Origin of the sequence: Paraburkholderia sp. RL18-101-BIB-B (genome assembly GCF_046026985.1) — a bacterium.
Taxonomy (GTDB): domain Bacteria; phylum Pseudomonadota; class Gammaproteobacteria; order Burkholderiales; family Burkholderiaceae; genus Paraburkholderia.
Map to the genome: position 1 here is coordinate 20,737 of NZ_JARESV010000047.1, position 19,503 is coordinate 40,239.

Genomic DNA, 19,503 nt, shown 5'->3' on the forward strand with positions numbered 1-19,503 from the left:
GCAGTTTCACAACGAGAGTCGAAAAGCGCGCTGCAAGACCGGCAACGGCCATGCAGTCATGATTTGCACAGCGGTGCGCTGTGCGCCGCAGGTCACAGCGAGCCTCAGGCTCGCGGCAAACGCGGCGCAGAGTTGGCCGCGTCTTTCGCGGTGTGTCGCAAACACATCGTCAAGGACCCCATATGTTCCTTCAAGGCTACGGCCCGCTGCTCCTCAACGGCACCTGGCAGACCGTCAAACTGGCGGTGTTGTCGCTGGCGTTCGCTTTCGTGCTGGGCCTGCTCGGCGCGGCGGCGAAACTGTCGAAAAACCGTTTCTCCTACGGCGTCGGCACGGTCTACACCACGCTCGTGCGCGGCGTGCCCGACCTGGTGCTGATGCTTCTGCTCTTCTATAGCATCCAGATCTGGCTGAACAACCTGACCGATCTGCTCGGCTGGGACCAGATCGACATCGATCCCTTCGTGGCCGGCGTCGCGGTGCTCGGCTTCATTTACGGCGCGTACTTCACCGAGACCTTCCGCGGCGCGTTTCTCGCGGTGCCGCGCGGCCAGCTCGAAGCCGGCGCGGCTTACGGCATGACGGGCTGGCAGGTGTTCACCCGCGTGATGTTCCCGCAGATGATGCGCTTCGCGCTGCCCGGCATCGGCAACAACTGGCAGGTGATGGTGAAGGCCACCGCGCTGGTGTCGATCATCGGTCTCGCCGACGTGGTCAAGGCTTCGCAGGACGCCGGCAAAGGCACGCTGCGGTTCTTCTTCTTCACCCTGTTCGCAGGGGCGATCTATCTCGTCATCACCACAGTGTCCAACTTCGTGCTGATGTACCTCGAAAAGCGTTACTCGACCGGCGTGCGAAAGGCGGATCTATGATCGAGATCATTCAGGAATACTGGCGCAACTATCTCTACACCGACGGCTATCGCATCACCGGCGTCGCGATCACGCTGTGGCTGCTGGTGGTGTCGATCGGGCTCGGCTTCTGCCTGTCGATTCCGTTCGCGGTGGCGCGCGTGTCGAAGAGGAAGTGGCTCTCCCGCCTCGTGTGGCTGTATACGTACATCTTCCGCGGCACGCCGCTGTACGTGCAACTGCTGCTCTGCTACACCGGCTTGTACAGCCTCGAAGTCATTCGCAATCACGAGCTCACCAATGCGTTCTTCCGCGACGGCATGCATTGCACGCTGCTCGCTTTCACGCTGAACACCTGCGCGTACACCACCGAGATTTTCGCCGGCGCGATCAAGGCGACGCCATACGGCGAGATCGAAGCGGCACGCGCGTACGGCATGTCGTCGTTCACGCTGTACCGGCGCGTGATTCTGCCGTCGGCATTGCGCCGCGCGCTGCCCTACTACAGCAATGAAGTGATCCTGATGCTGCATGCGACCACCGTCGCGTTTACCGCGACCGTGCCGGACATTCTCAAGATCGCGCGCGATGTGAACTCCGCGACGTATCAGTCGTTCAATGCATTCGGCATCGCAGCCCTGCTCTATCTGTGCATTTCTTTCGCGCTCGTGTGGCTGTTCCGCCGCGCCGAGCGCCGCTGGCTCGCTTACCTGCGGCCGCAAGGCAAGTAACCCGGGGCACCGCGCCCTCCGCAAGTAAGCATGCCCAAGGATCCTGATGACCACCAAGAAGCAAAAGCTCTTCGTCGACGAGCTTCACAAACAGTACGGCGACAACGAAGTTCTCAAGGGCGTGTCGCTCAAGGCCAACGCCGGCGATGTGATCAGCGTGATCGGCTCGTCCGGTTCGGGCAAGAGCACGATGCTCCGCTGTATCAACTTTCTCGAGCAGCCGAACGCCGGGCGCATCTTTGTCGACGGTGAGGAAGTGCGCACGCAGATTGGCAAGAACGGCGCGTTGCGCGTGTCGGACCCGAAGCAGTTGCAGCGCGTGCGGACCAGGCTGTCGATGGTGTTCCAGCACTTCAACCTGTGGTCGCACATGAACGTGCTCGAAAATATCATCGAGGCGCCCGTCAACGTGCTGGGTCTGAAGCGCAAGGAAGCCGAAGATCGCGCGCGTGAGTATCTGGAAAAGGTGGGGCTCGCGCCACGCCTGGAGAAGCAATATCCGTCACATCTTTCAGGCGGGCAGCAGCAGCGTGTCGCGATCGCGCGTGCGCTGGCCATGCATCCGGATGTGATGCTGTTCGACGAACCGACTTCCGCGCTCGACCCCGAACTGGTCGGCGAAGTGCTCAAGGTCATGCAGACGCTCGCCGAAGAAGGCCGCACGATGATCGTCGTCACGCATGAAATGGCGTTTGCGCGCAACGTGTCGAATCACGTGATGTTTCTGCATCAAGGCCGGGTGGAAGAAGAAGGCCATCCCGACGAAGTATTCAGGAACACGAAGAGCGACCGGCTCAAGCAGTTCCTGTCCGGAAGCCTCAAATAATAAACTCAACAAAACCCCGGATTCAGCCCGCTATTTGGGTTGTAGTCAAAGTAGCATTACAAGGCGCTTACTAGCGCCTTTTTTGTTTCGCTCACCTGTGCATTCCGGCGATTTCCGCCGCGAAAACCGCGCCCCGCAAGCCTCGAACTCCCGCCTTTTCGCCCTACTCTGCCGCATTTAAAGCGTCAATAGTGGCAATCCTTAACGTTGCCCGCGCCGATCCGTGATTCCCTTGTCGCATAAGGGTTTTCGCGTTTTTCGAAGGCCTTGTAACGGGTCGTCGCGCACATTCGTATTGCAATTTGGAGACATCGATCGAGGCAGGTACTAATTTCTTCTCCCAGTTCAGGGTATTTTTGATAAATTAGTAACCAAAGTAGCAAAACAAAGTTCATTAAAAGTAGTTTCACTTCAAAGCACAGAGGAGAACCGGTCGGCGAGGGATCGGCATGGCGACCAGATAGCCCCAAGGCTACACGTCACGGCAGGAGACCCAATCCACCCGCTAATCTCCCTGGTACCGATTTCTGTTCGGCGCAAATCGCGGCCGAGCACCATTCGCAGTACTGGGTTTCACTTTTTGACAGGGTATGGAGGAGAAGATGAAGAAAGCTTTGCTCGCCGCTGCGCTGATGACAGCCGGTGTTGTTGCGCACGCCCAAAGCAGCGTGACGCTGTACGGCCGCCTTGACGCCGGTATCGAATACATGACGGGCGTTCCGCAAGGCTCGAACGCAGCTGGCCAGGCAACTGGCAGCACGAACCGCTGGCGCGCAGAAAGCGGCGACTGGGGTACCAGTCTGTGGGGCTTGAAGGGCGTTGAGGACATCGGTGGCGGCAACAAGGTCCTGTTCCAGTTGGAAGGCTCCTTCAACACCATGACGGGTGCAGGTCCTGGCGGCGGCGGTCTCTTCAATCGTTGGGCAACTGTCGGCTTGTCGAACGACCAGTACGGTACGTTCACGATGGGCCGCATGCTGTACATCTCGAACGGCGTGTGGGACTTCGACCCGTTCGGTCAATCGAACTGGTCGTCGGCATCGCTGGTGCGTGGCCGCAACTGGCCGCAATCGAGCAACAACTTCGCATACCAGTCGCCGAAGATCGCCGGCTTTGACTTCTACGGTCAATACGCGCTGTCGAACGCAACGAGCTGGAACGGCAACGGCACGACCCCGCAAGGTCGCGAAGCTGGCGCGCAGGTTACCTACACGAGCTCGCTGTTCCAGATTCGCGGTATTTACGACGAAATCCGCAATCCGGCTAACGGCGTGCTGTACGGCCCGAACCCGAGCGCGGTCAATACGGCCAATATCGGCAACGGCGTATTCGCGGCATCGCGTGAATACTCGGCTCTCGTGAACGTCTTCCTCGGCCAGTTCAAGGTTCAGGCTGCTTACCAGGCTGTCCGTTCGGCAGGTGCGCAGAACGTTCTGCCGGGCCAGCCGACCACTCTGGATCACGAATGGGGCGGTGTGACGTGGCAAGCAACGCCGGCTGCAGCGCTGATCGCGGCGGTCTACCACGTGAACGGCAACAATGGCGCAGGCAACGCGACGATCTACACGATCGGCGGCTCGTACAACCTGTCCAAGCGCACGCTGCTGGACATCCAGATCGCAACGACGCAAAACAGCAAGACGGCTAACTACGGCCTGAATGCTAACAACGCCGGTACGGCAACCAGCACGGACAACCCGCTGCCGGGTCACAGCCAGTCGGGCGTGTACGCAGGTATTCAACACTCGTTCTAATCGAACGGTGTTCCCCGAAGGGACTTCCTTCGGGGTGTAATCAAGAGTTCTTCAAGAGAATCTTTTTCACGCTGCTGCGAGAGGCGCGTATCGGTGCGATGTCCGAAAGGGTATCGCACCGTTTTTTATTTGAGCGCACGGTTTTGCCACCACTCGAACGCACCGGCGCGGTGCACTCATGGTTGTGCGGCTGACTGCAGTTGGCAAATCCCGACGCTTGACACCTGCTTTGAGGCGACGAACTCTGGTGCTTCAAACCGCTGCTTCGTTTTCTTCGCCCGTACGAATGCGGATCACGCGCTCGACGTCCGCGACGAAAATCTTGCCGTCGCCGATCTTGCCGGTGCGCGCCGCGCCGATGATCGCGTCGATCACCTGGTCGCACTGATTGTCGGCCACCACCACTTCGATCTTCACTTTCGGCAGAAAGTCGACCACATACTCTGCACCACGATAGAGCTCGGTATGGCCTTTCTGACGGCCGAAGCCTTTGACCTCGGTCACGGTCAGCCCGGTGAGGCCGACTTCGGCGAGCGCCTCGCGCACTTCGTCAAGTTTGAACGGTTTGATGACTGCAGTGATGCGCTTCATGGCGAACCTCGTCTCGTGTCTGGAAGAGTGAAAGGGAAATGGATGTTTTTATTCTACGCCGCGCCGGATGCGTTGCGGCAATCCGGCACGCGCTTCGGGTTAGTCCGCAGTCATTCGCCGCGGCTCACTCCACCGGTTCGGTGTAGCGCGACGTGATCGGATAACGCCAGTCGCGCCCGAACGCGCGATGCGTGACGCGAATGCCGATCGGCGCCTGACGCCGCTTGTATTCGTTGATCTTGATGAGGCGCGTGACGCGTTTGACGTCTTCGACCGCATAGCCCGCCGCGATGATTTCGGCGAGCGAGCGGTCCTCTTCCATGTACATGCGCATGATCGCATCGAGGACTTCGTACTCCGGCAAGCTGTCCTGATCGGTCTGGTTCTCGCGCAGTTCCGCCGACGGCGCGCGCGTCAGAATCCGCTCGGGAATGACGTCCCGCTTGTCGAAAGTGGTAGCCTGGTTGCGGTAGTGGCACAGGCGGTAGACGAGCGTCTTCGCAATGTCCTTGATGACCGCGAAGCCGCCGGCCATGTCGCCGTACAGGGTGCAGTAGCCCACCGCCATTTCGCTCTTGTTGCCGGTGGTCAGCACGATCGAGCCGAACTTGTTCGAGAGCGCCATCAGCAGGGTGCCGCGAATGCGCGCCTGAATGTTTTCTTCGGTGGCGTCTTCGGCGCGGCCCGCGAACTCCTGCGCGAGCGAGCCGCGGAACGCGTCGAACATCGGCGCGATCGCGATTTCGTCGTAGCGCACGCCGACGCGGCGCGCCATCTCGGCGGCGTCGGTGGTGGAAATGTCCGCGGTGTAGCGCGACGGCATCATCACCGCGCGCACCCGGTCCGCGCCGAGCGCATCGCACGCGACGGCCAGCACCAGCGCCGAATCCACGCCACCGGACAGGCCGATCAGCGCGCCCGGGAAACCGTTCTTGTTGATATAGTCGCGCACGCCCATCACGAGCGCGGCATAGACCTGCGCCTCGATCGACAGCTCCGGCGCGATCGGCGCGGGCAGCGGCTTGCCGTCTTCGAATTCGACGATCGCGGTCGCTTCCTCGAACTGCGCCATCTTCGCGACCAGTTCGCCTTGCGCGTCGAGGACGAACGAGCCGCCGTCGAACACCAGCTCGTCCTGCGCGCCGACCATGTTCACATAGACCATCGGCAATCCGGTCTCGCGAATCCGTGCGCGCAGAATGTCGAAGCGCACCGCTTCCTTGTTCAGGTGATACGGCGAACCGTTCGGAATCAGCACCACTTGCGCGCCCGCCGCCTTCGCCATTTGCGCAGCCGACGCATGCCATGCGTCCTCGCAGATCACCACGCCGTACTTCACGCCGTCCAGCTCGAACACGAACGGCTGCGGGTCGGACGCGAAGTAGCGCTTCTCGTCGAACACCTCGGTGTTGGGCAAATCCTGCTTGCGATAGGTGCCGCGCACTTCTCCGTCGACGATCAGCGAGGCCGCGTTGAAGGTATCGACCGGCGGCACGCCGCGCTCGATCGGCGCGTTTGCATTACCATGGCCGTGCGCCGCGCTGTGCGCAACATCACGTAGGGGATGGCCGACGATCACATGCAGGCCGGCGAACGGCTTCAGTTGGAGAGCGAGGTCGGCCAACGCCGCCGCACTCGCGGCATAGAACGCGGGACGCAGCAGCAGATCTTCGGGCGGGTAGCCGGACAGCGCGAGTTCAGGCGCGATCAGCAGCTTCGCACCATCGTTGTGCGCGGTGCGCGCGGCAGCGACGATCTTCGCGACGTTGCCGGCGAAGTCGCCGACGGTGACATTGATTTGAGCAAGAGCGATTCGGGTCTTCATGGCAGGATCGACAGGCAAGCCGACGTGGCTTGCGAGTACCGCGGCTGGTTAGCTCGACGGAATGGACAAATCGGATAAACGAACGGCATCGCGCTCAGAGCGCCGCGCCGCTCATTGGGAACAGTCACACAGATTGAACCAGGAACGCTTTGATTATCGCACGGGCATTCTGGCGTCGCCCTCCGAGGTGGACGCCGCCGAATGGAATGCCCTTCTCGCGCAGCAGTCGCAGCCCACGCCGTTTCTGCGGCATGAGTTCTTGAGCGCCTTGCATGCGACCCGCTGCGCGGTGGCGGATAGCGGCTGGGCGCCGCAATTCGTCACGCTGACCGACCCGCGCACGGACAAGCTCGTGGCGGCCGCGCCCGTGTATCTGAAAGGGCACTCGTACGGCGAGTACGTGTTCGACTGGGCCTGGGCCGACGCCTACAAGCGCAACGGTTTGCCGTATTACCCGAAGCTGTTGTGCGCGGTGCCCTTCACGCCGGTGCAAGGCAACCGGTTGCTGTCGGCGGATACGCATGCGCTCAGGCATCTGGCGGCTACGCTGATGGCGTTCGCCGAACAGGCCGACGTGTCTTCGCTGCACGTGCTGTTTCCCACCGAAACGGAAGCGGACGCGCTCACCGAAATGGGCATGATGCAACGCGAAGGCGTGCAGTTTCATTGGCTGAACGACGGCTATCGCGACTTCGACGATTTCCTCTCCACGCTCGAACAGAAGAAGCGCAAGAACATTCGCGCCGAGCGCCGTAAAGTGCACGAGGCCGGCGTGACGATGCGCCGGATTCGCGGCGAGGACATCCAGGACGCGGACTGGCGTTTCTTCAGCAAGTGCTATCGGCAGACGTATCGCGAGCACTTTTCGAGTCCGTATCTGAACCTCGATTTCTTCCGCATGATCGGCGCGTCGATGCCGGAGAACCTGCTGCTCGTGATCGCCGAATACGAAGGCAAGCCGATCGCGAGTTCGCTCGTGGTGTATCAGCGCGACGCGAAAACCGGCGGCACGCTGTATGGCCGCTATTGGGGCGCGCTCGAACACGTGCCGTGCCTGCACTTCGAAACGGCGTACTACCAGCCGCTCGAATTCTGCATCGAGGAAAAGCTCGGCGCGTTCGAAGGCGGCGCCCAAGGCGAGCACAAGATGGCCCGCGGCTTCCTGCCCACGGTAACGCGTTCGGCGCACTGGCTCGCGCATCCCGCTTTCGCCGATGCGGTCGGCCACTTTCTCGACAACGAAAAGAACAGCATCCACGCGTATGTGGACGAGCTGCGCGAACACAATCCGTTCAAAGGCTGAAGCGCATTCATGGCTTGGTTTCTCTATCTGCTCGAATGCTCGGACGGCAGCGTCTACACAGGCATCGCCGTCGATGTGCAGGCGCGCTTCGACAAACACGTGAGTGGCGAGGGCGCGCGTTATACGCGTTCGCGCAAGCCGGTGCAGGTGCTGGCGTCGTTCGAATTGACGGATCGGTCAAGCGCGTCACGCGCGGAGTATTGGGTCAAGCGGCTGTCGCCGTCCGAAAAGCGTGCGCTTGCGGCGGGCATGCGTACGCTCGAATCGGTGATGCCTTTGCCTGAGCCCGAAACGATTGCCGACGACGAGCAAGCTCAAGAAGAGCAAACCAGCAAGTCCTGATGCTTGAGCTTCGTGCCGACTTGCACTGCCTTGGCTATCCCCTCGCCTCGCGCATCCGCTCGTTGAGCAGCCGATGCATCAGCGCAAGCTCGCCCACCGCATCGGCTTCCAGTGAGGTCAGCCCGTCTCGCGCGGGAAGCGCGAGGCGCACCGGCCGCAAATTTCGACTCAACGCGGTGTCGATGTCCGCGCTCACGGTCGCGACCCACGCGCCGAGTTCATCGTGCATATCGCGCCGGTTCGTACTCAGGCGCAGTTGCGTCGCGGTGCCGGCCATTCTTCGCAACACGCTCAGCACCGTCAGCGTGACGGTATCGACCATCGAGTCCTCGAGTTTTTCAAGGCGCATCCGGCCAATGGCTTCCTCCGCGTTATTGCTGCCCAGACCGGCAGCGCGGCGCAAGCGCTCCATGTCCTTCTCGCTGCGGCGAGGCGATTCCAGCGCGGCCCTCAGATAGGCGAGATTGGCGCGCACCGCCTCGGCCAGATACGCGCGATAGTCGATCTTTTCGCGCGTCGGCCAGAGATAGAACGTGGCCAGCAGCGCCAACACGCAGCCGAGCACGTTGTTGCCGAGCCGCGTGAGCGCATAGGCGAATTCGCTCGCGCCCGGCGTCGCGAAGTCGGCCACCAGCACGAAGGTCGGCGTAAGGAACAGCACGAAGAGGCTGTAGCTGACGGGACGCAGCGCCATGGTCGCCATCACCAGCGGAAACACCGCGAGCGAAATGCCGAGCGGCGAATGGATCGCGTAACCGATACCCGCCGCCAGCACGCCGCCGACGATGCTGCCCGCCGCCCGCTCGATACTGCGCGGCCAGGTCGCGGCAATCGACGGTTGCAGGATCAGCAGCGTCGCCATGGTGGCCCAATAGCCGAACGGAAGGCCGAGCGCACGGATCACGAGAAAGCCCGTGGTGGTCGTCACGCCGACGCGCGCCGCATGCCGCAAGCCAACAGATTCGACCGACAGGTTGGCCTTGAGCGTCGACCAGGTTCGCGTGAAGCGCCGCGCGGCGCTGTCGCGCCAGCCTTCGGGCTGCGCATGCACCGGCGTGAAGTCGACCAGTTCGAAATCGGACTTCAGCTTCACGGGTTCCATCAAGGCGGTTTCGAGCCGCCGCGCAAAACGCCGCAAGCGAAGTTGCAGATCGGCGAGACGCGCCCACTGCGCGTCGTTGGCGGCCGCGCCGATGCCGCGCAGCACGTCGCCCATGACTGTCAGCAGGCGGGCCGCGCGTTTCGCGCGCCATGCGTCGTCGGGGACTCGTTCACATGCACCGGAGACGGCGATCAGGTACGCGAACAACGCTTCGCCGTCAGTCAGCAAGCCGAGCAGCGTGTCGTAGGTTTCACGGCCGCCCGTTCTCGACGCGGGCACGCGCGCCAGCACTTTGCGCGAGCGCTCCAGCGCGGCGCGGGCATCGGCGCGAAATTTCGCGGCATGCGTGGCCCACTCGCCGCGTGCCGCGCGCCGCTCGAGCAGGCGGGCGCTGTCCAGTGCGATATCGGCGAGACGCAGGTACACGGCGCGCAGCGTCGAGCGGCTCGTGCCGAACGGATGAATGCGCCAGACCGTCAGGCTCAGCGCCACGGCAAACAGACATCCGACCAGATAGATGCCGAGAAACGCCATGCCTTGCCGAACACTGTGCATCGGCCGGTCGACCATCACGACGCATGCGGTCGCCGCGAGAATCGTCACCTGCGAAGTGGCCGCGCCCCAGATCCTGCCGAACGCGCCGAGTGTCGTAAATACCAGCACCGCGAGCGCGGCGAACACGGCTCCAGCGCCGGAAGCGTAAGCCGTCAGGCCACCGCACAGCGTGGACAGCACCGCGAAGCCCATCATCGACGCAAAGCGGGCGCGGTTCGAGCCGGCCGCGTCGGCGAGGCAGGTCCAGAAGGCTCCGATCGCGGCCCACGCGAAGGCCGGTTCGTGCAGCACGTTGCCGAGCGCGAGCATGGCCGTCGACGCGCACGCCGCCCTCAAACCTTCGGACAGACTGGCTTCGCTCGTCGAAAACGACACCATCCATACCGGCCGCTTGCGGTAGATCGCGCTGACGACGGCATACAGCCAGTTCGACCAGCGTTGCGAAGACGACGGGTTGGACTTGCGATTCAGCATCCGAACGGTGTGCTCCAAGGAAACGCGGATTGGCGCTGCGTCAGCGCATCGTGCTAGCCAGCGGCAGGCAGGCGCATGCAGACGCATGCACGCGACCAATCATAAGGGTTTACGCCTAGATATAAAAATGGCTTCGGTTCATCCTCTCGATGCACTGTGGCTATGCATCCACACTCAAGACCAGGCGGCGCGCGACGGCCTCGTGTTTCGACAGTCCATGAAATAACCGCGCGGCCTTTGCTGGCTCGCGCGGTTTTTTGTCTGTCCGGAACGCCGCCAAAGTCTTGCCGGTGCAGCGGTACCCGACCCTCTCTTACGGCGAAGCCGATGCCATGGGGTCCGGTCTCAACCCTGCACTCAGCGGTTTCGTAGCATTGGCCTTCGCTTTGGCGGTCAAAATCGTTCCAATGTCAGTTTTAGCCTTCGCAGCCGTTAGTCTTCATAGCGCCGTACCGACAAACGGTACGTAATGGTCCGCGGCACTCCTGCTTTGAAGACCATTCCGGTGCGGCCGGCGAGCGGATGATTGGCAGGCGGAATCGCCACCCGGCTGAGGTCAAAGAAGCTGTTGGCCGGTTCCACCCCTACGGCGAAGTGTCGCCCGGACCAGGGTTCGTGTGTACGCCCACCGTTGCTAATCCAAAGCAACGCATCGGGAAGCTCTTCCGCATTCCAGTCGAGAGATACATCGGCGTGCTGCTCCGGGTACCGCAACACAAACGGTGGCTTACATTCTGCGATTTGCAACAACTCTTCGGTTGTTTCGGGCAACGGCAGGCGGGTCACGTCCATCAGCCCTTGCGTGGTCGGAATTTCCTTCAAGGTCGAGATGGTACTGTTCGGCAGAATTCGCGAGACGCCGGGCTCTAGTGGAACGGGGTAGCTGTAGATGGCCTGATACTCGCAAGCGAGGATTTCAACGCCTCCCACTGGAACAGCAAAAGTTGGATGAAGGGCGAACGGCAAATTCACGTCACGACGGGCATGGACGGTAAGTGAGACGACCAGCGCGGGTGCGTCAGGCTCCACTTCAATCTTGCGCTCAAGCCTCTCAATCTCGCTGTCAGAGGGGTAGGCGATTTGAAGCGTGAGCATGCGGTCGCTTTGCTCCACCAGTTGCCACATGTGATTCGCGCCATACCCGTGAACCCAGTCATCATCGGCATCACGAATCCGGAAATCGGGCGGCAAGCCCGTAGGTACGTCGACCATTCCGAACGGAAGGCAAGGCCATTCCCCGCGCAACGCGCGCATAAGGCCAGGTCGGTGTACATCATCCTCCCAGGGAGCAACGTGCACCGGAGAGACAGAACGTCCGCCTCCAAGGTCAAAGCGCACCGGCGCAAGCATTCCACCAAGTGCTTGAACCTCTGCCTCGCCGTGTGCCCATTTCAACGTCCAGCGCTTGATTGATTCCATCGCGAAGTTCTATCAATGTTCAGCCGGAAATCCAAAGATACTCGAGGAAGGCAACACATGGTGCATCGCCTCGTGGGGTGCTAGAACCCCTGAATGTGCCTTACGATGACCACTGGAATTGAACATCGGCTCGCTCTCTAGTTAAATCAATCAAGGTCGCGTTCACTTCGTCAGTTTTCTGAACCCATTGTTCTGCTGCAGCCGGGTCCCGGCCGAAATCAATATGCCGAGTAACAAGACGCTGCCGTCGCACGTCCGGGTCGACGTTGACATACCAGACTTCGTCGAGCAATGGTCGCGCAGCTTTCCAATGGCCGTGCTCGAGAAGAAGGTAATTCCCTTCCGTGATTACAAGCGGCATATCAGGCGCCACAGGGATTGCGCCGGCGATGGGTTCTTCAATTTCCCGGCGAAATGTGGGAGCGTAGATTGTTTCGTCGTGACGCTGCTCACGCAAGCGCCTCAGAAGTGCAATATACCCCGCACTGTCAAACGTATCTTCCGCACCTTTGCGGGATGCGCGACCGAGCCGGGAGAGTTCAACATTCGCAAGATGAAACCCGTCCATCGGCACAACCACTGCCTTTCCGGGAAAAGCATCAAGGATTGCTTGCGCCAGTGTTGATTTGCCTGCACCCGGCGCACCAACCAAACCGAGGATGTAGCGCCGCCCGTCAGAAACTAACTGGTGGAGGCGACCGAGGTAGCGGTCTTCAATCGTCGACATAATCCAGGGTACTCCAAAAAAGTGGCGGTCGGCGAGAACTCTTCTTATCCTCGCCGAAGCCCCGTTGCCGAGCCATTGTCGCGACACTTACTTCATCCGGTAGGCGCCTAGTGGTGCGTTTTTGCTTTTGCGGCGGCGTTGATGCCACCAGCGATGAACTCCCGCGCATGTTTGGCCAGGTCCATACCGTCGTCCCACAAGTTGCGCCAGATTGCCAACGCATTGGACAGCTGCTCGTTGACGACCGTCGACGAGAAGCTCTCAAAAGTTACGACGCCCTTGTAGTCAATCATGGCGAGTGCGTGGAAGAACTGAGAGAAATCGATCGTCCCCGACCCGAGGTACCCGCGATTGCTTTCCCCGATATGAACGTAGCCAAGACGCTTGCCACATTGCAGAACCGGCTGCATAAAATCGGATTCCTCAATGTTCATGTGATACGTATCGAGGTGAACGACAACATTGGGCGCATCGACCTCGTCAATCATGGCAAGCGCCTGCGAAGCGGTGTTCAGCAAATTGCTCTCGTAGCGATTTACCACTTCAAGCCCAAGCGTCACGTTCTTCTTCAACGCGAAATCAGCAATGCGCTTGAGCGAATCAATCGCATTACGACGGCCTTGCTTGGTAACCGGTGCATTGTATTTCCCCATCGCACCATAAAGAATCCCGCCGAAGTAGCCTCCACCCAGCTCTGCCGTGACGCTGATACCTTCCTCCAGCATCGAAACCCCGCGTGCGACCGTAGCAGAGTCCTCACTGGACACGTCCGCACCAAAGGTAAGACCGCGCGAGCAACCGATATCCAACTCATGCTCTTGCAGCAAATCCCGCGTGAGCGCCAGGTCCATGACCTTCGGACCATGCAAGGACAGTTCAGCCAGGTCGAAACCAGCAGCTTTGGTCTGGCTCAAGACTTTGCGAGTCGATTCGGGGGTGAGGTCGCCAGCCCATACCAGTGCGTGCACGCCAAGCTTATTCATTGTGTAACTCCTTCAGATGCGGTCACGCGCCTGCGGACCAAAGTTTTCGAAATGCCCTTCGCCCATGCCCAACGGAAGAGCATCACAGCAAGCAAGAACACGCCCCACAGCGCAGTCGCCAGGTGTTGGTTGGCACCGAGCAAATTGAGGCCAGAAGCGATAACCTGCAGAATCACAAGTGCAATCACGACCGGTACCACGCGACCAAAGCCGCCGAATGGGTCCACGCGACCAAGGAAACACGCAAGCACGGAAATGAGCAGAAAGGCCTCGCCATGGCCAACGCGAACCGAGTTGAACTGGGCGGCCATCACCACGCCAGCGACGCCGCACATCAATCCCGATAGCATGTAAATTCGAGTGACGGCGCGTGTCGTCGCGATGCCGGAATATCGCGTTGCTTCCAGATTTGAACCAATCATGCGTGTGGCGAAGCCTAGCCGCGACCGTGTCATGACAACGTGCCAAAGTAACGCGCAGCCGAGAAAAATCAGGAGGGGAATCGGTACGCCGAGGAAGACCCCGTTGCCCATTTCGCGCACAAACGGCGGGAACCCGGAGATGTCGCCGCCACGAGTGAGGAACTCCCCCAATCCGCGCAAGAAAATCATCATCGACAAGGACACGAGGATGGGGCTTGCTCCCGTACGCGCAATGACGGCGCCCATCACCCAACCGGCGGCGGCGCCTGTGGCCAACGCGGCAGCGATGCCGAGGATGATGGCTAAAGCGCCGGCGTCCGCTCCGCCGTACGTACGAAGCACCCACGCCATGGCCAACCCCGAAATGTTCGCGGTGAAAGTCACCGAGAGATTGAAGCCGCCGGAAATCAAAGGCATCAGCATGGCCAGCGTAAAGAACCCGAGCTCCGGCAACTGGAACGCTACCGACACGAATGTGCTCGCCGAGAAAAAGCGGTCAGATGCGAAGCTCAGGACAGCGACGACCAGGATGAGAAACCCAAGCAACCCGGCGACGTCTGCCGGTACGAGCGGCGCGCGTTGAGATGAGGACATTTTCATGACGAGGCCTTTACGCTTTGTGACGTGAATCGCGCTCCGACGAGCTTGGCGAAGCCGCCGCTCGACAAGGTAATGGCGATGAGGATGATGGCTCCGATGATCATCTTGAACGCGTACGGCGAGATGCCGAGCAAGTTCAGGCCGTTGGCGGTGATGGCGGTCAGGAGGATGCCGAGGATGGCGCCGAGAATCGTGCCGCGGCCGCCGCCTAACCTTGCACCACCGAGCACTACGGCAGCAAGCACATCCAATTCGCGGCCGTAAAATGCATTCGGAACGACTTCCTGCACGTAGTGGGCTTGCATGAGTCCGGCAATGCCGGCCATCATGCCGAGCCATCCAAAGGCGATGTAATGCATCGCACCTATGTTGACCCCCACGCGGCGCGCCGCCTCGGGGTTGTCGCCCATTGCGTAGAGCTGTCGACCGGTTGTCGTGCGCCGCAGCAGAAACCATGTTGCTATGACCATGACGACCATCACGGCCACAGGCAGTGCGAGATTCGCATTGCCACTCGCGGTGTTGAAATGGATGAGGGAAACTCTGTCCGTCCACCAGTCCGGCAGGTCGTAGATAGAGACCCCGCCCGTGAGAAACATCAACCCGCCGAAGAACACATTGAACGTGGCAATCGTCACCACAATTGAAACAATGCGAAATCTGTAGATAATCGTGGCGTTGATTGAGCCAAGCAGAAATCCGAAAAACGCGGACACGATGAAGCCGAGAGCCCAGTTACCACCACCGAGTCGCATCACGGTCAACGCAGTGAGGTACTGAACCACCGATGCACCGACGGCGAATGAGATATCAATGCCACCAGCAATCAAGACGACCAATAGCCCGACTGCGAAAATGATGTTGACGGAACTCTGGTTGAGCAGGTCGAACAGATTGGGAAGAGTAAGGAATGTCGAGGTTGAAAGGCTGAGGCCAATCACCATGATGGCGATTACGAGAATCAGGAGGGCCTCGATCGAACCGATTCCGAGTTTGCGAAAATCAGGCATGGACGTCTCGCTCGATTTGTTCCATCGTTGTCATTCCCGGCACGTACTCTTTAACAATGCGGCCGTCGCGCATATGCAGAATTCGGTCGGAGTTGAAGTAGACCTCCGGAATTTCGTCCGATATCAGCAAGATGGCCATACCCTCAGCAGCGAGCTTGTGAATGATGGCGAAGATGCCGGCACGGGCGCCGACATCGACGCCGACGGTGGGCGAATCCAGAATAAGGAGCTTCGGGTTTGTGGCCAGCCACTTGGCGAGCACGATGCGCTGCTGGTTGCCGCCCGACAGCGTGGAGACCGCATCGTCCGGCTTTCCAATCTTCACGGCCAGTTGTTGAATCCAGTCTTGAATCAGCGCGTTTCTTTTTTTGGCAGCAATGAGATGGGTGCCATTCAGAAGGTTGTCCAACACCGCCGCGACCGTGTTGTCTCCGATTGATTGCGGCTGGACAAGGCCGAGTTGGAGTCGGTCTTCAGACACGTAGGCTATCCCTGCCTGGATAGCATCACGATTTGTGCGCGGCGAAATGTCTTTTCCGTCGAGCTGGATGAAACCCGCACCTGGGCGCGTCATTCCGAAAAGCGACAATGCAACTTCCGTTCTTCCTGCGCCAAGGCGTCCCGTCATGCCAAGAATCTCGCCTCGTCGCACTTTGAACGACACGTCATGGTATTGACGGGCTCGCGATAACCCCTGTACCTCCAGCACAACCGGCGCTTTCGTCAGGTCTGTCGTGCGTACTTCATAGTCGAAAGTTCGGCCCGTCATCAATTCCGTGAGGCGGGTTTGCGTCATCCCTTCGGTGGGAAAGGTGCCGACGTACTGTCCATCGCGGAAAACGGTCACGCGGGTGCAGACGTCCAGCACTTCAGCGAGCCGATGGCTGACGAACACCACGGCAATTCCGTCCGCAGAAAGTCGCCGGACAATTTTCAGCAGAGCTTCGGTCTCAGCATGGCTGAGCGAGGCAGTCGGCTCGTCCATGAAGACAAGACGTGCGTCGCGAACAAGCGCTCTGGCGATGGCCACGACTTGGCGCTGGGCAATTGATAGCGAGCGAACAGAACGGTTGAGGTCGATGGATACTCCGAGCCGCTCGAGAATCCGGCGGGCCGCCTCCTTCATCTTTCCGTATCTAACGACACGCGGACGAGACCCCAAGTTCTGCTCGAAAGCGATGTTTTCCGCGACGGTCATTTCGGGGAAAAGCGCCAGGTCTTGCCAGATGACCTGAATACCGAGGTCACGGGCCCTGGCCGGGTCGAGCCCTTCGATTGACTCACCGTCCATGAGCATCACTGCGCCAGGCTCCGGCTGATAGACCCCACTGATAATCTTGATGATGGTGCTCTTGCCGCAGCCATTCTCGCCCGCAAGGCAGAGAACTTCTCCGGGCATGACGTCGAACTTCACGGCCCGCAGCGCCTTAACGCCACCGAAGATTTTGGAAATGTTCTCGAGCTTGAGCAGTGGCATGCAGTCGCCGTCGAGCGCGCCCGATGCCATGTGCGCATCACCTCGTTGAGAACGGTGGACGTTGATGGAAGCTGGTTGACTCATGGAAACGCTCCGATGGTACTTGCACGCGACTGGCTGGCGACCAGATGTGTCGTACCGTTAACTTCCGGGTGAGCAGCGCTACAGCCGCGCTCACCCGTTCCCTAAAAGGATTGCGGTCAGAGGCCCATCTTTGCGAGGTCGTCGACGGTTTTCGCGTTGAGGTCGACAAGTTGGTCGACAATCAGGTTGTGACCGTCGGGATGAACAACACCCAGACCCGGAATATTCGTGCCGTCCTTAATCGGCTGCCCCTTTACGAGCATCGTGCCCAGCGTCACAAACACTTCGCCGGCGACTTCCGGATTCCACATGTACCCGCCGCTCAACACGCCATCGTGGACGAGCTTTCGGCCCTGTCCAGGCGAGAACGGCCCGAGAACCAGGACCTTTCCTTTCGCCTGCTGCTCCGCGACGGCGCGAGCCGCCCCAATCGGGCCCTGACTGCCGAACGCAAGGATGCCCTTCAAGTTAGGATGAGCGCGCATCAGGTCAAGCGCGGTTTTGCGCGACGCGTCCACGTCTTCAGCGACGCCGTAGCGATCGCCGACGAGGGTCATCCCGGGATAGTTGGCCTTGATGTAGGCGATTGCCGCATCCGCCCAGGCGTTATGGAGCGGCACTGTCAGCGAACCGACGAAAACGGCGTATTCGCCCTTCCCGCCCAGCGCCTCGCCAAGGCGTTTTCCGTAAGCTTCGCCGAAACCTTTGGACGAGGCCAGTTCAAAGTCCCAGTCCACGTTCTGCTGCTTCGGTGACTCGTGGGTGATGACCTTGATACCGGCGGCTCTGGCGCGCTGAAGAACGGGTTCCAGAACCTGTGCGTCGTTCGGCACGACGCCGATGACGTCTACGTGCTGCGCAATCAAGTCCTCGATTGCTCGTACCTGGAGCGCAGGGTCAGCGCTCGTCGGCCCGACCATGAATGCCTTGACGCCGAGTTGGTCGGCGCGCTTCTTGATGCCCGCTTCCATGGCGTTGAACCATGGAATGCCGCCAATCTTCACAACGACACCAATTACAGGCTTGTCAGGCGAGGCCGATGCAAAACTCGTCGTCAAGGCGAGCGCGACTGCGCCGGCGCCCAAAGTGCGGATGATGTTCTTGAACATGTCTCCTCCGGTAGACGCCTGGGCACGCAGACGCCCTAAATGAGTGATTAAAGGCCCGACTTCGCATCTTGCTAAAGATGCTAAATCCATTTAGCAGTTCGGGTGGGTGTATGCTGAATCTATTTAGCACTTCGGTCGAGCCGGAAAAACCCTGGTATTGGGTACTGTCGGGAAACGGCTACCTTTTCGGGACATAACGGCGCAATGCCCTCGGAGCAACTTGATGGCAAGCAGCAACCCCGGACGCAAGTCCACGATTTATGACGTCGCAAAGGCGACAGGTTCTTCGACGGCTACGGTCAGCATGGTGCTGAACGGCAGTTGGGTCCGCTATCGAATCAAAGAGGAGACTGCGAACCGAATACTCGAAAGCGCGCGTCAGCTTGGGTATAACGTCAACATGAAAGCTCGAGGACTGCGGCTGTCGCGCTCGGGTCTGGTGGGTATGGTTCTTCCCCATTATCGGAACCGTTTTTTTGCGGGGCTCGCCGAGACCTTCGAAGAGCAGGCTCGTAGTCGCGGACTTTGCCCAATAGTCGTGGGCACTCAGCGCGACCCCGCAGTCGAGGTGAGCGTTACCGAAACACTCCTTTCGCAGCGGGTTGAACTGCTATTTATCGCCGGCGTGCGTAACCCGACACCATTGAACGAGCTCTGTTCGGCCGCGGGCGTCCCTTCCATCAATCTGGACCTGCCAGGTGACGGTGCGCCGTCGGTCGTATCCGATAACCGCAAAGGCGCTCAAGCTATTACGGACGTGCTGATTGACAAGCTGCTAGCACGCGGCGCGGCGCCAGACGAGTTGGTCTTGCTAGGAGGTGTCGCGGATGAATATGCGACTGAGATGCGTATCGCAGGATTCAGAGACGCTTTCGAAGCTCGTCAAATGACGCCTGCGGCAGATGCAATCGACTGCTGTGGATATAACGCCGCTGCTGCCAAACGCGCACTCACGATTCGCTGTGAAAAGCTTGGGCGACTTCCGGCCGGTTTGCTGATGAATTCGATTACCGCGTTTGAAGGGGTGGTTCAGTTCACGTCAACGTTGCCGCCTGACGCGTGGAAGTCTGCGGTTGTTGGCTGCTTCGACTGGGACCCATTCGCGGCAAATCTACCTTTCGACGTGACCATGTTGCGGCAGGACGTGCAAACAATCATTTCTGAAGCGTTCAAGCTGGCCGAAAACTATGATTCGACGGACCGGTCTCTGATTCTCGTGCCAACGGGTCTGGGCAAAAAGTTTGAAGAAGCCGACCAAACGAAGGAGTTTGACCGATAACTTCGGTCTGGAAGTAGTGGCGGTCTTTACAACGAGCTG

Annotated in this window: 17 protein-coding genes; 7 read left to right on the forward strand and 10 right to left on the reverse strand. The window is 60.0% G+C overall.

Annotated features, from left to right (window positions below; genetic code table 11):
* Positions 1-182: 182 nt before the first annotated feature.
* The 4 genes from P0D73_RS37485 to P0D73_RS37500 all read left to right on the forward strand — a co-directional run bounded on the left by P0D73_RS37485 (position 183) and on the right by P0D73_RS37500 (position 4,162).
* The gene (locus P0D73_RS37485) at positions 183-872 is read left to right on the forward strand and encodes an ABC transporter permease (RefSeq protein WP_012432163.1); all 690 of its coding nucleotides are present in this window, start codon (positions 183-185) and stop codon (positions 870-872) included.
* Complete coding sequence (locus P0D73_RS37490) at positions 869-1,582, forward strand: ABC transporter permease (RefSeq protein WP_408180370.1); 714 nt, start codon at positions 869-871, stop codon at positions 1,580-1,582. Before P0D73_RS37485 ends, P0D73_RS37490 begins: the two co-directional genes overlap by 4 nt.
* Positions 1,583-1,628: 46 nt before the next feature.
* Positions 1,629-2,408, forward strand: a complete 780-nt coding sequence (locus P0D73_RS37495) for an ABC transporter ATP-binding protein (RefSeq protein ID WP_342960076.1) — start codon at positions 1,629-1,631, stop codon at positions 2,406-2,408.
* A gap of 602 nt (positions 2,409-3,010) precedes the next feature.
* A complete protein-coding gene (locus P0D73_RS37500) occupies positions 3,011-4,162 on the forward strand; it encodes a porin (RefSeq protein WP_408289337.1) in 1,152 nt (383 codons plus the stop codon).
* A gap of 252 nt (positions 4,163-4,414) precedes the next feature.
* On the opposite strand, the gene glnK is transcribed toward P0D73_RS37500, so the two are convergent.
* Together glnK and P0D73_RS37510 are read right to left on the reverse strand one after the other, a co-directional pair.
* Positions 4,415-4,753 (reverse strand): P-II family nitrogen regulator, encoded by a 339-nt coding sequence (gene glnK, locus P0D73_RS37505; protein WP_006048444.1) that lies wholly within the window; start codon positions 4,751-4,753, stop codon positions 4,415-4,417.
* Between the two features lie 124 nt (positions 4,754-4,877).
* The gene (locus tag P0D73_RS37510) at positions 4,878-6,578 is read right to left on the reverse strand and encodes an NAD+ synthase (protein ID WP_408289340.1); all 1,701 of its coding nucleotides are present in this window, start codon (positions 6,576-6,578) and stop codon (positions 4,878-4,880) included.
* 133 nt (positions 6,579-6,711) lie between these two features.
* Between P0D73_RS37510 and P0D73_RS37515 the strand changes: the two genes are divergently transcribed.
* The gene (locus P0D73_RS37515; protein WP_132375543.1) at positions 6,712-7,881 is read left to right on the forward strand and encodes a GNAT family N-acetyltransferase; all 1,170 of its coding nucleotides are present in this window, start codon (positions 6,712-6,714) and stop codon (positions 7,879-7,881) included.
* 9 nt (positions 7,882-7,890) lie between these two features.
* Entirely contained in the window at positions 7,891-8,223 is a 333-nt protein-coding gene (locus P0D73_RS37520) for a GIY-YIG nuclease family protein (RefSeq protein WP_132375545.1), read from the forward strand.
* A gap of 34 nt (positions 8,224-8,257) precedes the next feature.
* Here the strand turns inward: P0D73_RS37520 and P0D73_RS37525 are convergent, their stop codons facing one another.
* The 8 genes from P0D73_RS37525 to P0D73_RS37560 all read right to left on the reverse strand — a co-directional run bounded on the left by P0D73_RS37525 (position 8,258) and on the right by P0D73_RS37560 (position 18,185).
* Complete coding sequence (locus P0D73_RS37525; protein ID WP_408180366.1) at positions 8,258-10,354, reverse strand: FUSC family protein; 2,097 nt, start codon at positions 10,352-10,354, stop codon at positions 8,258-8,260.
* Positions 10,355-10,786: 432 nt separating this feature from the next.
* Positions 10,787-11,773: a hypothetical protein gene (locus P0D73_RS37530; RefSeq protein ID WP_408289348.1), complete on the reverse strand. Its 987-nt coding sequence runs from the start codon at positions 11,771-11,773 to the stop codon at positions 10,787-10,789.
* Between the two features lie 100 nt (positions 11,774-11,873).
* Positions 11,874-12,500, reverse strand: coding sequence for a nucleoside/nucleotide kinase family protein (locus P0D73_RS37535; RefSeq protein WP_408180364.1), 627 nt, complete (start codon positions 12,498-12,500; stop codon positions 11,874-11,876).
* Between the two features lie 107 nt (positions 12,501-12,607).
* Positions 12,608-13,483, reverse strand: coding sequence for a sugar phosphate isomerase/epimerase family protein (locus P0D73_RS37540; RefSeq protein WP_408180363.1), 876 nt, complete (start codon positions 13,481-13,483; stop codon positions 12,608-12,610).
* Complete coding sequence (locus P0D73_RS37545) at positions 13,480-14,505, reverse strand: ABC transporter permease (protein WP_408180362.1); 1,026 nt, start codon at positions 14,503-14,505, stop codon at positions 13,480-13,482. Before P0D73_RS37545 ends, P0D73_RS37540 begins: the two co-directional genes overlap by 4 nt.
* Complete coding sequence (locus P0D73_RS37550) at positions 14,502-15,515, reverse strand: ABC transporter permease (protein ID WP_132375557.1); 1,014 nt, start codon at positions 15,513-15,515, stop codon at positions 14,502-14,504. The genes P0D73_RS37545 and P0D73_RS37550 overlap by 4 nt, the downstream gene beginning before the upstream one ends.
* A complete protein-coding gene (locus P0D73_RS37555; protein WP_408435185.1) occupies positions 15,508-17,022 on the reverse strand; it encodes a sugar ABC transporter ATP-binding protein in 1,515 nt (504 codons plus the stop codon). Before P0D73_RS37555 ends, P0D73_RS37550 begins: the two co-directional genes overlap by 8 nt.
* A gap of 170 nt (positions 17,023-17,192) precedes the next feature.
* Entirely contained in the window at positions 17,193-18,185 is a 993-nt protein-coding gene (locus tag P0D73_RS37560; RefSeq protein ID WP_132375561.1) for a substrate-binding domain-containing protein, read from the reverse strand.
* Positions 18,186-18,408: 223 nt separating this feature from the next.
* Here P0D73_RS37560 and P0D73_RS37565 point away from each other — a divergent pair, with 223 nt between their 5' ends.
* Positions 18,409-19,464 (forward strand): LacI family DNA-binding transcriptional regulator, encoded by a 1,056-nt coding sequence (locus P0D73_RS37565; RefSeq protein ID WP_132375563.1) that lies wholly within the window; start codon positions 18,409-18,411, stop codon positions 19,462-19,464.
* Positions 19,465-19,503 lie beyond the last annotated feature (39 nt).

What these genes read in the sequence shown, in the direction of transcription:
- P0D73_RS37485 (WP_012432163.1), top strand. Translation starts at nt 183, where the DNA reads ATGTTCCTTCAAGGCTACGGCCCGCTGCTCCTCAACGGCACCTGGCAG.
- P0D73_RS37490 (WP_408180370.1), top strand. Translation starts at nt 869, where the DNA reads ATGATCGAGATCATTCAGGAATACTGGCGCAACTATCTCTACACCGAC.
- P0D73_RS37495 (WP_342960076.1), top strand. Translation starts at nt 1,629, where the DNA reads ATGACCACCAAGAAGCAAAAGCTCTTCGTCGACGAGCTTCACAAACAG.
- P0D73_RS37500 (WP_408289337.1), top strand. Translation starts at nt 3,011, where the DNA reads ATGAAGAAAGCTTTGCTCGCCGCTGCGCTGATGACAGCCGGTGTTGTT.
- glnK (WP_006048444.1), bottom strand. Translation starts at nt 4,753, where the DNA reads ATGAAGCGCATCACTGCAGTCATCAAACCGTTCAAACTTGACGAAGTG.
- P0D73_RS37510 (WP_408289340.1), bottom strand. Translation starts at nt 6,578, where the DNA reads ATGAAGACCCGAATCGCTCTTGCTCAAATCAATGTCACCGTCGGCGAC.
- P0D73_RS37520 (WP_132375545.1), top strand. Translation starts at nt 7,891, where the DNA reads ATGGCTTGGTTTCTCTATCTGCTCGAATGCTCGGACGGCAGCGTCTAC.
- P0D73_RS37525 (WP_408180366.1), bottom strand. Translation starts at nt 10,354, where the DNA reads ATGCTGAATCGCAAGTCCAACCCGTCGTCTTCGCAACGCTGGTCGAAC.
- P0D73_RS37530 (WP_408289348.1), bottom strand. Translation starts at nt 11,773, where the DNA reads ATGGAATCAATCAAGCGCTGGACGTTGAAATGGGCACACGGCGAGGCA.
- P0D73_RS37535 (WP_408180364.1), bottom strand. Translation starts at nt 12,500, where the DNA reads ATGTCGACGATTGAAGACCGCTACCTCGGTCGCCTCCACCAGTTAGTT.
- P0D73_RS37540 (WP_408180363.1), bottom strand. Translation starts at nt 13,483, where the DNA reads ATGAATAAGCTTGGCGTGCACGCACTGGTATGGGCTGGCGACCTCACC.
- P0D73_RS37545 (WP_408180362.1), bottom strand. Translation starts at nt 14,505, where the DNA reads ATGAAAATGTCCTCATCTCAACGCGCGCCGCTCGTACCGGCAGACGTC.
- P0D73_RS37550 (WP_132375557.1), bottom strand. Translation starts at nt 15,515, where the DNA reads ATGCCTGATTTTCGCAAACTCGGAATCGGTTCGATCGAGGCCCTCCTG.
- P0D73_RS37555 (WP_408435185.1), bottom strand. Translation starts at nt 17,022, where the DNA reads ATGGCATCGGGCGCGCTCGACGGCGACTGCATGCCACTGCTCAAGCTC.
- P0D73_RS37560 (WP_132375561.1), bottom strand. Translation starts at nt 18,185, where the DNA reads ATGTTCAAGAACATCATCCGCACTTTGGGCGCCGGCGCAGTCGCGCTC.
- P0D73_RS37565 (WP_132375563.1), top strand. Translation starts at nt 18,409, where the DNA reads ATGGCAAGCAGCAACCCCGGACGCAAGTCCACGATTTATGACGTCGCA.